The sequence below is a fragment of the Syntrophus buswellii genome, assembly GCF_046097065.1.
In the GTDB taxonomy this organism is placed as follows: domain Bacteria; phylum Desulfobacterota; class Syntrophia; order Syntrophales; family Syntrophaceae; genus Syntrophus; species Syntrophus buswellii.
This window is the reverse complement of the sequence record NZ_CP175563.1, coordinates 431,218-445,249: the sequence shown is the minus strand read 5'-3', so window position 1 is coordinate 445,249 and position 14,032 is coordinate 431,218. Positions and strand designations below refer to the sequence as shown.

The following is a 14,032-nucleotide window of genomic DNA, read 5'->3' as shown; positions in this document are numbered from 1 at the left end:
ACATGAAAAAAAAACGGGTACTCGTTGTTGATGATCATCCGATCCTCCGCAAGGGGCTTTCCCTTCTGATCAATTCGGAGCCTGACCTGAGGGTCGTTGCCGAAGCCGATAACGCCCAGCTGGCCCTGGAAAAAATCGAAGAGGACAAACCCGACCTGCTCATCGTCGACATTTCCCTCCCGGGAATCGACGGCATCGAACTCATCAAAACGGTCAGGCTGACCCATCGAAACCTGCCCGCTCTCGTGGTTTCCATGCATGATGAGTCCCTGTTCGCCGAACGGGCGCTCCGTGCGGGGGCAAGGGGCTACATCATGAAGCAGGAGGCCCTGGAAAAGGTGCTCGTGGCCATCCGCCGGGTCCTGGCCGGGGAAATCTTCGTGAGCGAAAAAATCGCCACCTCCATGCTCGAAAAGCTGGTTGCCAGCGAAGACAAAGCGATCCGTTCTCCCATTGATCTGCTGAGCAACCGGGAACTGACCGTTTTCCGGATGATCGGACAGGGTTACAAAACCAGCCAGATCGCGGAAAAGCTGCACTTGAGCGTCAAGACCATCGAATCCTACCGCGCCCACATCAAGGAAAAGCTGAAGCTGGCAGACGGCACGGATCTTCTCAAATGTGCCATTCAGTGGGTGCAGAACGCCCCCTAGGCATCGTCCGCCCAGCCTTCCTCCCCCCGGAAGCTCTTTTTTTCGATGGGAATCCTTGTTCCATCTCTATCGTTCCTTCCTCGCCCCCCTGCGTTATCCCGGAGGGTAGGCGGGCAGGATTCCGTATGACATCGCTTTCTGCTTTTCATGCCATCCTAAGGCAAAACAGCCCATGCTTTACTCCATTACCTTAGATAAAAATCAAGATTTTACCGGATTGAATAACTACTATGATCGTGTAAAGTATATCCATCGGATGGATTTCATCTTCCTCTTTGAGAAAGAAACAGGAAAAGGAGGTGTGAAGGAAGCATCACCGGAAAGAGGATTTAGTTGGCGAAAAGACGCCATCGTGTCAGAAGGTTAACCATGTCATTCAATAGATCAGCCAGGCGGTAAGGTTTCGCCACAGGGAGGGAAACATGAACAAGGCAAAAATTTTAGTCATGGCATTGCTTGCGGCTTTCATCATGGCGGCAATGGTGCCAGGCGCAGGTGCGGGACCGGTGTATATCGATCTGTCCACGGCAACCGTTGCATCCGGGGAAGAGACATCTCAAGCTGAAATTGACATGATCATCCTTCCCCTGATCGCTCCGGCGGTTGAGTTATACAGGGATGAGATCGGTGTTGAAATGGGGATGCTGGCCGGGTCCTACGAAACCACTTACACGTATATGCCGGAACCCGAGAATGCGGTCATAAGCTACACGGGGGGCACCATCATCGGTCCGGTGGCTTATCTCCTTGCCAAGGACGGCGCTGTGCCCGACACAAACCCGGATACCCATGCCTGGTACCTCTATAATCTGACGAATCTGGGGTGGACCGGCACGGAAGAGATCACCATTACCGGACTATGGCCGGACCAGGGAAGTTTCTCCCATGTCACCCTGTACGGTACGCCTGTTCCCATTCCCGCTGCGGTGTGGCTCCTGGGCAGCGGCCTGCTGGGGCTTATCGGAGTCGGTCGACGGATGAAAAAGTAATTTCCTGACTGCAGGGAAGGACGAAAGGCAAAAAGGCTGTTGATTCAACATCAACAGCCTTTTTTTATCCAGGAATACGGCTTGGCTGCCATCGACCATCTGTGGCCGGAAGAGGAACGGCCATGTCAAGACCCGCAGTACGAGCCGCTATCCGGACCGCAGAGCTCCGGATTGGAATGCGGAAATGACCGAAGCGGGAAATAATCATCTCTCCAGGCACACTTGGACGAACCGGATTGAACAAAATCGTCATGGGATTTGCATGGAATTTGTCCTGAACGATCGATTGGAGGAGACGGCGACGTGAATCCAAACAGGACGGTGATGCAGGCCGGCTTTTTTTCGCAGTTGATCAGACTATCATGAGAACGGATGGGAGAGAGGGAATCGTAACGTGAAAAAGATACGTAAATGGACATTCTTGGCGGCACTGTTTGTGGTTTTTGGCTTGGCACCGGGGCAGGCTCAAGCCGGGATGATAACCTACAGCCTGGGAACAGCCTTTACCGGCAAAGTGGACCCGAAATCCCCACTCACCCCCAACGGCTGGCTCATGGCGGCATTTGATGATGGTGGAGGCTCCGGGTCGGTGATCCTGACATTGACTTCCGGCCTCGGCGTGGCCAGTGAATTCATCAGTCAGGTGGATTTCAGCGTTCATCCGGCCATCGATCCGAGCGGCCTGGTGATCACAAGGACTGGGGGAACCTCCGACGGCACCGTGAGCAGGATCATCGCCACGGATCAGGACAAACAGACCGCCGGAGGCAGCCACGGCTATGATATCGAACTGCACTTCAAAAAGGCTTCCGTCAACCGTTTTGACGGTGTCGGAGAAACCGTCATCCTGACGCTGACCGGCAGTGGTCTTACAGTGGAAGATTTCGACTTCTGGAATGCGGGAAAGGGGGACAGCGCCCATGTTGCGGCGCACATCCAGGGCATTCCCACCCTGTGGCCCGACCCTGAAGACTCCACCTGGATCAAGGATCCTTCTCCGGTTCCTCTTCCAGCGGCGGCCTGGCTGCTCGGCTCCGGCCTACTGGGGCTTGCTGTAATCAGGAGAAGCGGCGGCCTCTTCAAAAGACAAGGTTTCTGAAACAGGCGTTCCTGAGAAAAGCCTCTGCAGACCATGCGGGGGCTCTTCTCCTTCCGGATCTCTTCATCAACATCGGGCGGGCCATCTCCCTGCCCTCTTCTTCCCTCCTGCTCCATCCCGCCGGCGGCTTTCAACTCGTCTATTTTCAAGCGTTTGCGATTTCCATGTGTCTTGGACGTTCACCAGAAAATTCCGCCCGGGAAGATACCCGAAATTTTCAGTGATTGATTTTTTTTTAACAATCCGGTATTGATCAGGGTCATATGTGAAGTTTTTCATACAGGGCTCACGGGACAAACGTTGACAGGCCCCAAACAGCAGAACAGGGCTCCCTTAGAGTTATGGGGCGTGTGTATTCAGTTTTTTTAACGGATCATTTACTTTAAGGAGGTGTTTAATGAATCGAAAACGTTTATTTGCGGGATTCAGCAAAAAATTAACCTTGATCGCCTGCCTGCTTGCTCTTCTTCTGTTCGCATCCAATGCATCGGCTTATCTTTCCTCGTACTCCTTCAATCTGATTTACGCCAGCAAGGACCTCAATGGCGGCATGATGGACGATTATGCGAAGGTGACGGTGAATCTCCAGGCCATCGATGAGGCGACGATCGTCGTCGAAGCCCTGAACGGTTACAGGCTGCAGAACCGGCTTGGTGTGCAGCTCAACGCGTTTCTTTTCAGCACGTCGAACTTAAGCGCCGGCGAATTGGCCAAGGGAGAGGAAAAGAACTTCAGTGAATTCGGAGAGTTCAATGCAGCCTTCAGCAAGCTGGGAAAGCTGGATTCATTCAGTTTTGACGTCACGAACACCACCGTTAATTCCGATTGGACCGACGCGAAAGAGGTCCTTCACATCAACGATCAGGGTTACCTGGCAGCCGCGCACATCGTACCGGAGAACGGCGAATCAGGCTATGCCGCCGGTGACGGAAAAGCCGTCGTTCCTCTTCCGGGAGCGGTCTGGCTTCTTGGAAGCGGCCTGGTCGGTCTCGCGGCATTCCGCCGACGCAAAGCATGATGTTTCTTCCTTCCGCTCCCGTTGATTCTGAACAAGGAGCTGAAGGATTTGGCGTGGCAGGGCGCTTTTGAATTTCCGCCGTTTTCTTTACCGCCTGCCGAACGGAACCGGAAAGAGGAGCCTCTGCAAACCCTGCAGAGGCTCCTCTTTTTGGTTCCGCACCATCCCAGCGGCCCCGGTACGTTTTTTTCCGTTCTTCACCCTGGCCGATCCTCCGGAAGAACCGCCTGATCCGCTCTCATAACCAGGCGCATTTAAAAAATTCCCGCAGGTCTTCCCCCGTATTATTTTTTCAATATTGATTATTGACACTATAAAAAAACGCGGATATACACTATGCAAAAATCAGCTTTAACCTCATTGTCAAACATGGGTTTTTCGGGTTTTATGGGGTCGTTTTTTCTCATAAAGGAAGAAAGGACGTGACGGAGGGGGATCGTCATTCGGCATGGCGGCCAAGATTCCGGATCCAGACGCATTTCGCGGATGGCCGGTAGGCGGAGGCTGTGACATGGCGTCAAGGTCCGCCCCCGGAACAACGCGTAAGTCCCATTATTTCAAATCGCGCAGAACGTGCCCGCGGCGGAAAATCCTCGCCATGGGCCGTGTATATGAATTTCACGAGGCCTCTCCGACCGATGCGGAAGTGGTCTTAGAAGCTATACGTTTGAAGAGTTTGCAGTGCATTATTTCTTATATGGAGGTCCCAAAAAATGTCCGTGGTCGGCGATGTTATCGACAAGATTAAACAGCAGGATCCTTATGAATTTGAATTTCATCAGGCGGTGGAAGAGGTGCTTTTCACTCTGGAGCCGACAGCTCTGAAACATCCGGAGTTTGTCAAGGCTAAAATCTATGAGCGGATCGTGGAGCCGGACCGGGTGATCTCCTTCCGCGTTCCCTGGACGGACGATAGAGGTGAGGTGCATGTCAACCGGGGATACCGGATTCAATTCAACAATGCCATCGGTCCCTATAAGGGGGGGCTGCGCTTTCATCCCTCCGTTAATCTCAGCATCCTGAAGTTCCTTGGTTTCGAACAGATCTTTAAGAATTCACTGACGACCCTTCCCATGGGCGGCGCGAAAGGCGGCTCCGACTTCGACCCCAAAGGAAAATCGGACTACGAGGTCATGCGCTTCTGCCAGTCTTTCATGCGTGAGCTTTTCCGGCACATCGGCCCCGATACGGATATCCCGGCGGGAGACATCGGTGTAGGAGCCCGGGAAATCGGTTACCTCTATGGCTATTACAAGAAACTGGCCAACGAGCATACGGGCGTTTTGACCGGCAAGAGCCTGGATTACGGCGGAAGCCTTATCCGGCCCGAGGCGACGGGCTACGGCTGCGTCTATTTCGCCGCGGAAATGCTCGCCTGGCGTGGCCTCACCTTCGAGGGTAAAACCGTGGCGATCAGCGGTTCCGGAAATGTCGCCCAGTACGCCATCGAAAAAGTCACCAGCCTGGGAGGCAAAGTCATTACCCTGTGCGACTCCAGCTCAACGATTGTCGACGAAGCAGGAATCGACCATGCAAAGTGCGAATACATCATGGAATTGAAGAATATCCGCAGAGGCCGCATCAGTGAATATGCCGATAAATACGCCGCATCAGCATGCTGCTACATCGGAGAGAGCGTCTGGGATGTGATCAAGAATCAGGGCATTCACGTCGACATCGCCCTTCCCTGCGCCACCCAGAATGAAATCGACGCCAGCCATGCGGAAGCCCTTGTGAAAAACGGCTGCATCTGCGTCTCCGAAGGCGCCAATATGCCCTCCACCCCGGAGGCGATCCGCATCTACCAGGACAATGGCGTCATCTACGGCCCCGGCAAAGCGGCCAATGCCGGCGGCGTGGCCACCTCGGGTCTGGAAATGAGCCAGAACAGCATGCGCCTTTCCTGGCCCCGTGAAGAAGTCGATACCCGGCTGCTTCAGATCATGAAAAGCATCCACACCGCCTGCCTCAATGCGGCGGCGGAATATGGAAAAGAGGGGGACTACGTGCTGGGCGCCAATATCGCCGGGTTCATGAAAGTGGCCAACAGCATGCTGGCCTACGGAGTGGTGTAACGTCCCCTTTGCCTTGAGGCGCGGTCCCGCTTGAGCCGCTGGCGGCTAGAGGCGGACTGCCCCTTTTGGCATCCCCTGCGTTCCCGAGGAGCGATTGCAGATGGTTTTGGTCACATCCTGCAATCGCTCCTCTGTTTTCTGATGCGTATCGAGAGGGGCTCGGCGGCTCATCGGAACCATTCGGTGCGCACCCGCCCTTTGCGGAAAGATTCCCCCAACCGGAACACGTTCCTATGTCCTCCATCAAGCCCGCTCAAAGACCAATCCCTGCAGCGATAAGAAAATCGCATGATCCTCTGTAAGGATTTATCCGATGAAGGACTCCATTTCGTCTTAATACTTTTCAAAATAGCGGTATCATGAAGATACCTTTTTGATGAGCCGATTCGCTCCCGAAGGCGGCCCGGGGCAAGAGCTGTTTGCTCTCCCTCCGCTCCAAACACGTTAACGAGAAAAATGTCTTCATCCGGATACTTTCGACCTGTCATAAATGACATAATATATTAATAATACAGAAGTTATTGACATCCTGCAAAGAAATAGCTATAGGGTGACTCTCATCTGACGATGGATGGGTTATCAGGTAGAAATCCAACATTGTGCACTCCGATCTGCCGATTCTTAAAGAGGTTCTCCATGGACGGCTGGCAACGGGCATTGCCGGAAACGGCGGAACCTCCCGGATTTGGAAAGGAGAAAGCGATGAACGGGGATTACATATCGAAAGGAGTGTAGAGTCATGGATGTAAGCAGAAGAGGATTCCTGAAGATCGCCGGCGGCACTCTGGCAGTCGGAGGCATCGGCTTCAGGCCTTCTTTGGCGCATGCTGAACCGCTGAAGATTCAGTATGCCAAAGAGACGACGACGATCTGTCCTTACTGTTCCGTAGGATGCAGCATCATCGTTTCCACCCGGAACGGAAAAGTGGTAAACACGGAGGGCGATCCGGACAGTCCCATCAATCGCGGCTCCCTTTGCACCAAGGGCGGATCTATCTATCAGATGGCGAACAACGAAAACCGCCTTGGCAAACCCCTTTACCGGGCACCCTACGCTACGGAATGGAAAGAGGTGGACTGGGAGTGGACCTTGGACCGCATTGCGGAAAATGTCAAGAAAAGCCGCGACAAGAGTTTCCGGGCCACCAATGACAAAGGCGAGGTCGTGAACCGGACGGAAGGAATCGCCTCCGTCGGCAGCGCCGCGCTGGATAACGAAGAGTGCTTCGTTTATCAGAAATTTCTGCGGGGGTTGGGGCTGGTCTATATCGAACACCAGGCCCGTATTTGACACAGCCCTACTGTACCGGCTCTGGGAGAGTCGTTCGGACGCGGCGCAATGACGAATCACTGGATCGATATCCGCAACAGTGATGTGATCTTAATCATGGGCAGCAACCCTGCCTCCAACCACCCCATCGCTTTCAAGTGGATCACCGCCGCCATGGAGAAAGGAGCCAAGGTCATCTGCGTGGACCCGCGGTTCACGCAATCGGCGGCAAAATCCCACATCTATGCACCTCTCCGTTCGGGGACGGACATCGCCTTTCTCGGCGGGATGATCAAGTACATTCTCGACAACAAGCTCTACTTCGAGGAGTACGTCAGGAATTACACCAACGCGACCTTCCTCGTGAATCCCGACTTGAAGCTTCCCGGCGACAACAACGGTGTCTTCTCCGGCCTGACGGACGGAAAGTACGACAAATCCACCTGGTCTTACCAGACGGAAGGGGACGGACGGATCAAGAAGGATCCCACGATGCAGGACCCCAACTGCGTGTTCCAGCTCCTGAAAAAGCACTATTCCCGCTACACGCCCGAAGTGGTCAACCAGGTGACCGGGACACCGGTTGACAAGCTGATCGAGATCTACAAGCTCTATGGATCAACGGGAACGAAGGATCGTTCCGCTGTCGAGCTCTATGCCATGGGATGGACCCAACACACCGTGGGCACCCAGAATATCCGGACCATGTGCATGATACAGCTCCTCCTGGGCAACATGGGCGTTCCCGGCGGCGGCGTGGCGGCCATGCGCGGCGAGTCCAACGTCCAGGGATCCACGGACCATGGACTGCTGTTCCACATCTGGCCGGGTTACCTCGGCACCCCCAAGGCGTCGCTGGCAACCCTGGCGGCGTACCTGGAAAAGGAGACACCGTCGACCAAGGAACCCAACAGCCTCAACTGGTGGAAGAACAAACCCAAGTATGTAGCGAGTTTCCTCCGGGCCATGTACGGAACGAACGTCACCCTGGACGAGGCCTACAACCTCCTCCCCAAGATCGACGACGGGGCCAACTACTCATGGCTCAATCTCTTCGATCAGATGTACAAGGGAAAGTTCACGGGTTTCTTCGCCTGGGGCATGAATCCCGCCTGCAGCGGCGCCCATTCCAACAAGGTCCGCCAGGCGATGACCAGGCTGGACTGGCTGGTCAATGTCAACCTCTTCGATAACGAGACCGGCTCCTTCTGGCGCGGACCGGGAATGGATCCCAAAAAGATCAAGACGGAAGTTTTCCTGCTGCCCTGCGCCGCCTCCATCGAGAAGGAGGGGAGCATCATCAACAGCGGCCGCTGGAACCAGTGGCGCTACAAGGCCATCAATCCCCCGGGCGTGGCCCTTCCCGACGGGGACATCACATCGGAAATCTACTTCAAGGTGAAAGGGCTTTACGAAAAGGAAGGCGGCCCCAATGCCGATGCCATTACCAAGCTGAGCTGGAACTACGGCCCGAAAACCTTTGACGGCCACTTCCACTTCGATCCCCACGCCGTGGCCAAGGAGATCAACGGGGTCTTCCTCGAGGACAAAACGGTGGAAAATCCCACGAAGCCCGGGGAATTCAAGGAATTCAAGAAGGGTGATCCCGTTCCCACCTTTGCCTGGCTGCAGGATGACGGGTCCACGTCCTCCGGGTGCTGGGTCTACTGCGGCTCCTACACGGACAAGAACATGTCCGCACGCCGCGAGGGGAAGAAAGATCCGACCGGTATCGGCCTTTACCCCGAATGGGCATGGGCCTGGCCGGTCAACAGGCGAATTCTCTACAATGGCGCCTCCGTCGATCCGGAAGGAAACCCCTGGAGCGCAAAGAAGGCGGCTATCAAGTGGAGCGGCGACAAGTGGGTTGGCGACGTCCCCGACGGCGCGGGTAACCCCGGCTCCGGGAGGCCGCCCTTCATCATGAAACCCGACGGCGTGGCCAGCATCTTCGGTCCTGGTCTGGCGGACGGTCCGTTCCCCGAGCACTACGAACCCCTGGAATGCCCGGTGGAAAAGAACGTCCTGTCACCCCAGAAGAACAATCCGACAATCAAGCGGTTCGACAAACCCGGCGTGGGTTCCGATCTGGACGTCTATTCCGGTGTCGATTCGTGCGATCCCAAATATCCATTCATCTGTGCGACATACCGCATCAGCGAACACTGGCAGACCGGCGTTCTGACCCGATGGTGCCCCTGGCTTGCCGAAATGCAGCCGGAAATGTGGTGCGAGATGAGCAAGGAACTGGCAAAAGAGCGGGGAATCTCCAACGGCGACAAGGTCATTGTCAGCTCCCCAAGAGGTCAGGTGGAGTGTGTGGCCATCGTAACCCCCCGTTTCAAACCGTTCAACATCGACGGGAACATTCTCCATGAGGTGGGCATTCCCTGGCATTTCGGATGGATCACGACAAAGGATCGGTCATACAACCCCGGCGACAAGAAGGCGGAAGTCTTCACCAGGGGTGACGCGGCCAACCTGCTGGTGCCGACGATCGGCGACGCCAACACGACGATCCCGGAAAGCAAGGCCTTCATGGTCAATGTGGTCAAGAAGTAAGGGGGGGAAACGAAAATGGCTGAATATGTAAAACTTATCGATGTATCTAAATGCACCGGCTGCCGGGGTTGCCAACTGGCCTGCAAGCAGTGGAATGCTCAGCCGGCGAAACAGACGGAAAATCACGGAACCTATCAGAACCCGCCCGATCTTCAGGCCAACACCTGGACGCTGATCCGCTTTCAGGAAATTGAAGAAAAGGACGGAAAACTCAAATGGCTGTTCCGAAAGGACGGCTGCATGCACTGCACCGATGCCGCCTGCGTCAAGGTCTGTCCCAGCGGCGCCCTGTACGTTACAGACATAGGGACGGTGGGCCTGAACCGGGATCTGTGCATCGGCTGCAAGGAGTGTATCTCTGCCTGCCCCTTCGACATCCCCCGGTACGACCGCAAGACGGACAAGGTCTACAAATGCGACCTCTGCCTGAGCCGCATCAAGGCCGACCTGATTCCCGCCTGCGCCAAGGCCTGCCCCACGGGGGCCATCACCTTCGGGGAAAAGGGCAAGATGATCGAAAAAGCCTATGCCCGGGCCAAGGAACTGGGCGGAGACGCCAGCGTCTACGGCGACAAGTTCGTCGGCGGCACCCATGTGATGTACGTCCTGGATGAAAAGCCCGGGGTCTATGAACACCTGCCGAAGAGCCCCAGCGTTCCGCTGTCCGTCATTCTCTGGAAGGACATCATGAAGCCCCTGAGCCTTCTGGCTGCCGGCGGCGTCATCGCCGGTTCATTCCTGCATTACATCATCCACGGGCCTAAACTTCCCGACGAGGAGACGGGCCAAGAACAGAAGGGAGGGGAATAACCATGAGAAAAGGATTAATTCAGGCCACGGACTCCTTTGAACGGATCGTGCACTGGAGCCTGGCTGTTTCATGCCTGATTCTGTGCCTGTCGGGGCTTGGAATGATGTTCCATTCCCTGAATTTTCTCGGAGAACCCTTCGGCGGCTTGAAGTCGTTGAAGTACATCCACAATATAACGGCGCTCTTCTTCATCCTGGCCCTCTTCTTCACGGTCAGCATGTGGTGGAAAGAGGCGGGGGTCTTTGTTTTTCCCGAGGACCTGGACTGGATCAAGTGCGCCGGCGGTTATCTTTGGCATGTGGACAAAGTGCCCGAGGTGGGGAAATACAATCCCGGCCAGAAGATGTTCTTCCTGGTTGTGGCAGCCGGCGGAGTGGCGATGATCTTTTCCGGATTGATCATGCTCTTTCCCCTGCACATCCCGGCCATGATCGTCCGGCTGATGTACCTGATCCATGCCGCCGGATTTGTGGCGATCTTCGCCTTTTTCTTCATCCACCTCTATCTTGGAACGGTGGGATCTCCCGGTTCGCTGCCGGCGATGCTGACGGGCTGGGTCAGCCGGCCCTGGCTGAAAAAGCAGCACGCCAAGTGGCTCAAGGAAATGGAAGAACACGGAACGCTGGTGGTTTACGGGGAGGAGAAATCGTCTTCGCACGGCCATCACGGATAAACCACATAAACCACTTCTCTCTCCAAACCTGAAAAGGGGAAGGACCCGACCTCAAAAGGCGGGTCCTTCCCCTTTTCTTTTCGGCGTACGGTTACCGGCCCGGACAAATCCAGGGGGATTTTTTCAGCATAACGTCAGGGATCAAGCCCTCATACGCTTCGACAACTCCAGGACAAGTTCGCGAATATCCTTTTTCTTCAGAAGGGCCTCCGGCGATGCCATCCCATATCGAGAGGCCATCGCCCCGAGAACCTTATTCGCCTGATCGCTGACGACGGGATCGACGCCAAAGCGAAGCAGCTGAATTTTCCTGAACAGTTCGTCCTCATGTCCCGCCCTGGCCGTCAGCAGAGTCCGCTCGATCAGCTTTTCGACGTCAAACTGCACGACGCTGCGCAACACCACACGGTCCCCGCCGCCGTAACGCCCCAGCAGGATGTCGAACTGCTGCAGGGTCCATCCGTCGATGCTTCCCATATAGCCCGCCGCAATCCCTCCCACCATGAGGACAAAATGCCTTTGGTCCCAGTGAAGGCACTGCTTGATAAGGCCAAGAACGGCGCTCCTTTCTCGTTCCGTAATTTCGATATTCCGCGCAAAACCGTCTCGTTCATCGGAAACGATCTGGGCCAGAATCAAAAGAAGTATGGCCCCGCCCCGAATCATATTCTCAGGGAGCATGGCTTTTTCCGCCCGCTTGAGAATCTTCCGGAAGTGGAAACGAATTCGCTCGGTGAGCTCATCCGTAACGCTCCCCCAGCGGTAAGCCTGATGGAGGCAAAAGCCAATCAGCCCGCTTGCCCGGGTCGTCATTACCCGGATCAGCAGGTCCACGTCACCGGTTGTCTGGACGCTCAAGTGCGTTGCCACGTTGTGCGGCAATCTCGACAAGACCGCTCCACTGATAGAATGCCACTCTTCGGAAGAAAGGCCCGCCCAGTTCAGAAGATACCCCGTCACAGCCTCAGCCTCGAGGCATTCCGCGGGATCTGCCACGATTTCATAAATTTTCACACGATCAAAGACGAAAATGTCATTGATCAGGTTTGCAATATACGCATTGACCAGCTCATAGCGCGCATCATTGTCAAGGGTCAAGGACCAGACGTAAACGATCAGGCTTTTATTCACCTTGGTAAGGACCTTCAGAAGCATCTTGTAATCATTCCTGAAGACCTTGGGGGCGTTGATCAGGTCATACAGGAGCGTCCTCAGCAAAAGCCATTCGCTCACATCCGCGACACTTCTGCCGTTCAGCCGACCCGTGCGCAGCAGACAGGCCAGCTGCAGATGATCGATATTGTCGTTGCGCAGGACCTCGATCAGCTTGCCGTAATTGATGTTGCTCCTCATCAACGTGGTGTTGAGATTCTGGATCCCGCTTCGCAACTGCTCATAATAAGCGCCGGTTTTTGCCCCGTCGGGAGATTCGTTCAGAACTTTCAGCCGTTCTCCGAAGGTTTCCTGGGCGGAATAGTCCGTCAGGAGGATAAAATCATTGACGAGCTCCAGGCTTTTCCTGCCGGTCATGCACTCCAGCAGATGCCGGCTTGGCCCTTCTTCCGTGGGTCGAGGCAATCCGCAGAGGCTCCAGACGCTCTGCCGTTCGACAGACTCGTCAAAGCTGATGAAGCGCTTCCAGGTCTTCATCATGGCCAGAAGGACATTTTCCCTCCTGTCGCCCTCTCCCGCCGATTGAAGGATGGCGAGCATGACCGCATATCCAAGGCTTAGATAAAGCGCCGGTTTCCACTGGGTCTGATCGATGAGGGGAGAGACATTGATGACAATCTCCTTTCCCTGAAGCTCCAGCATCTCCGCACCGGGCGGACCGCCGGGGACGACCCGGTAACGTTGCGTCCACAGATAATCCACGTACCGGAAGGCGTAACTCTTCGCCACCTTGTGGATGAACCCTGCAACCTCTTCCAGCCATTCCGGGCTTACAAGCCCTGCCGCGGAGGCAGGGGAAACATCAATCTCCAATCGATGCTCGTCATTGGCGGCGGAAATCCTGTCGAACCATATGCCCGTAGGGTGGATGTGGTAAATGTTCGGCTTGTTGAAAATGTCCAGGGAGGCCAACAAAAGTTCCGGTTGATCCAGATACGCGTCGATGACAATGTCTCTCAATTCGCTCTTCGGCACCTTCCGATGCTGCATGGCCAGGGAGGAGTACCTGAAGACCGCCGAGGAAAAAAGTTCCAGGTTCTCGGAATGGGCAATGGGGAGCTTCTTGATCGAATAAAAGTAGGGGATAAAAAGATTCCAATGCGCCTCGACTTCAACCTTCTCGCCATCCTGCCTGAGCTTTAACAGGGCCGTCCGGCGGGCAATGATACGGACGGTCATATCCAGCGGCGCGCCTTCCGACCAGATCTGTGCAAGCAGATGCTTTAAACGCAGCTCTCCCAGCACCCTGACGGCCTCGGACAGGGTTGCATCCTTCCCGGGAAACGAAAACGGATCAGCCGTGCCGATCCGGGTAAAACTATTCTCGTTCCTGTTCCTGCGAAACGTAATATCCGGAAGGTCCACGCTGCTGGCCGTGGCGGGATACGTTGCATACATCGGAGATCCGGCATGCGCTGCAACCGCCTGCTGCTCAGAAGCAGCCTTGCTTTCCGGACGTCGGCCCTCTCTCATTCCTATTCCCCCTTTTCTCGCCTGTACCTTCGCACGGTTCGAAAGATCCGTCAAGATTTGAAAAAGGCTGATTTTATTCTTTTTCCGGCTGGCAAACCCCGGGCGTCAGGCCGATACCGCCAGCGGCCGGCATTTTGCCGATCCTGACCGCCTTCACCGGAGGCCGGGTCCGCAGCCGCCTCCGGACCGGCGCCGCTTCCGCCCCATGAGAATCATGAATTCGCACGATAAATTCT

10 protein-coding genes and 1 riboswitch are annotated in these 14,032 nt (G+C 55.3%); of the genes, 9 read left to right on the top strand and 1 reads right to left on the bottom strand.

Annotated elements, in window-relative coordinates; all coding sequences use genetic code 11:
- The first annotated feature begins 2 nt into the window (after positions 1 to 2).
- The 9 genes from ACJ77P_RS01970 to ACJ77P_RS01930 all read left to right on the top strand — a co-directional run bounded on the left by ACJ77P_RS01970 (position 3) and on the right by ACJ77P_RS01930 (position 11,150).
- The gene (locus tag ACJ77P_RS01970; protein ID WP_367360755.1) at positions 3 to 653 is read left to right on the top strand and encodes a response regulator transcription factor; all 651 of its coding nucleotides are present in this window, start codon (positions 3 to 5) and stop codon (positions 651 to 653) included.
- A 172-nt stretch (positions 654 to 825) separates the two neighbouring features.
- Positions 826 to 1,020 (top strand): hypothetical protein, encoded by a 195-nt coding sequence (locus ACJ77P_RS01965; protein WP_367360756.1) that lies wholly within the window; start codon positions 826 to 828, stop codon positions 1,018 to 1,020.
- Between the two features lie 55 nt (positions 1,021 to 1,075).
- Entirely contained in the window at positions 1,076 to 1,642 is a 567-nt protein-coding gene (locus ACJ77P_RS01960; protein WP_367360757.1) for a VPLPA-CTERM sorting domain-containing protein, read from the top strand.
- Between the two features lie 394 nt (positions 1,643 to 2,036).
- Positions 2,037 to 2,741, top strand: coding sequence for a VPLPA-CTERM sorting domain-containing protein (locus tag ACJ77P_RS01955; RefSeq protein WP_408998865.1), 705 nt, complete (start codon positions 2,037 to 2,039; stop codon positions 2,739 to 2,741).
- Positions 2,742 to 3,138: 397 nt separating this feature from the next.
- On the top strand, positions 3,139 to 3,759 hold the full coding sequence (locus ACJ77P_RS01950) for a VPLPA-CTERM sorting domain-containing protein (RefSeq protein WP_367360759.1): 621 nt from the start codon (positions 3,139 to 3,141) through the stop codon (positions 3,757 to 3,759).
- 713 nt (positions 3,760 to 4,472) lie between these two features.
- Complete coding sequence (gdhA, locus tag ACJ77P_RS01945; protein ID WP_367360760.1) at positions 4,473 to 5,834, top strand: NADP-specific glutamate dehydrogenase; 1,362 nt, start codon at positions 4,473 to 4,475, stop codon at positions 5,832 to 5,834.
- Positions 5,835 to 6,426: 592 nt separating this feature from the next.
- Positions 6,427 to 6,546: riboswitch (molybdenum cofactor riboswitch) on the top strand.
- A 27-nt stretch (positions 6,547 to 6,573) separates the two neighbouring features.
- Positions 6,574 to 9,666, top strand: a complete 3,093-nt coding sequence (fdnG, locus tag ACJ77P_RS01940; protein ID WP_367360761.1) for a formate dehydrogenase-N subunit alpha — start codon at positions 6,574 to 6,576, stop codon at positions 9,664 to 9,666.
- 15 nt (positions 9,667 to 9,681) lie between these two features.
- Complete coding sequence (locus ACJ77P_RS01935) at positions 9,682 to 10,476, top strand: 4Fe-4S dicluster domain-containing protein (protein ID WP_367360762.1); 795 nt, start codon at positions 9,682 to 9,684, stop codon at positions 10,474 to 10,476.
- A 2-nt stretch (positions 10,477 to 10,478) separates the two neighbouring features.
- Positions 10,479 to 11,150: a formate dehydrogenase subunit gamma gene (locus tag ACJ77P_RS01930; protein ID WP_367360763.1), complete on the top strand. Its 672-nt coding sequence runs from the start codon at positions 10,479 to 10,481 to the stop codon at positions 11,148 to 11,150.
- Positions 11,151 to 11,291: 141 nt separating this feature from the next.
- On the opposite strand, the gene ACJ77P_RS01925 is transcribed toward ACJ77P_RS01930, so the two are convergent.
- Positions 11,292 to 13,796 carry a hypothetical protein gene (locus tag ACJ77P_RS01925; RefSeq protein WP_408998864.1) on the bottom strand — a complete coding sequence of 835 codons (2,505 nt, stop codon included), beginning with the start codon at positions 13,794 to 13,796 and terminating at the stop codon, positions 11,292 to 11,294.
- Between the last annotated feature and the right edge of the window lie 236 nt (positions 13,797 to 14,032).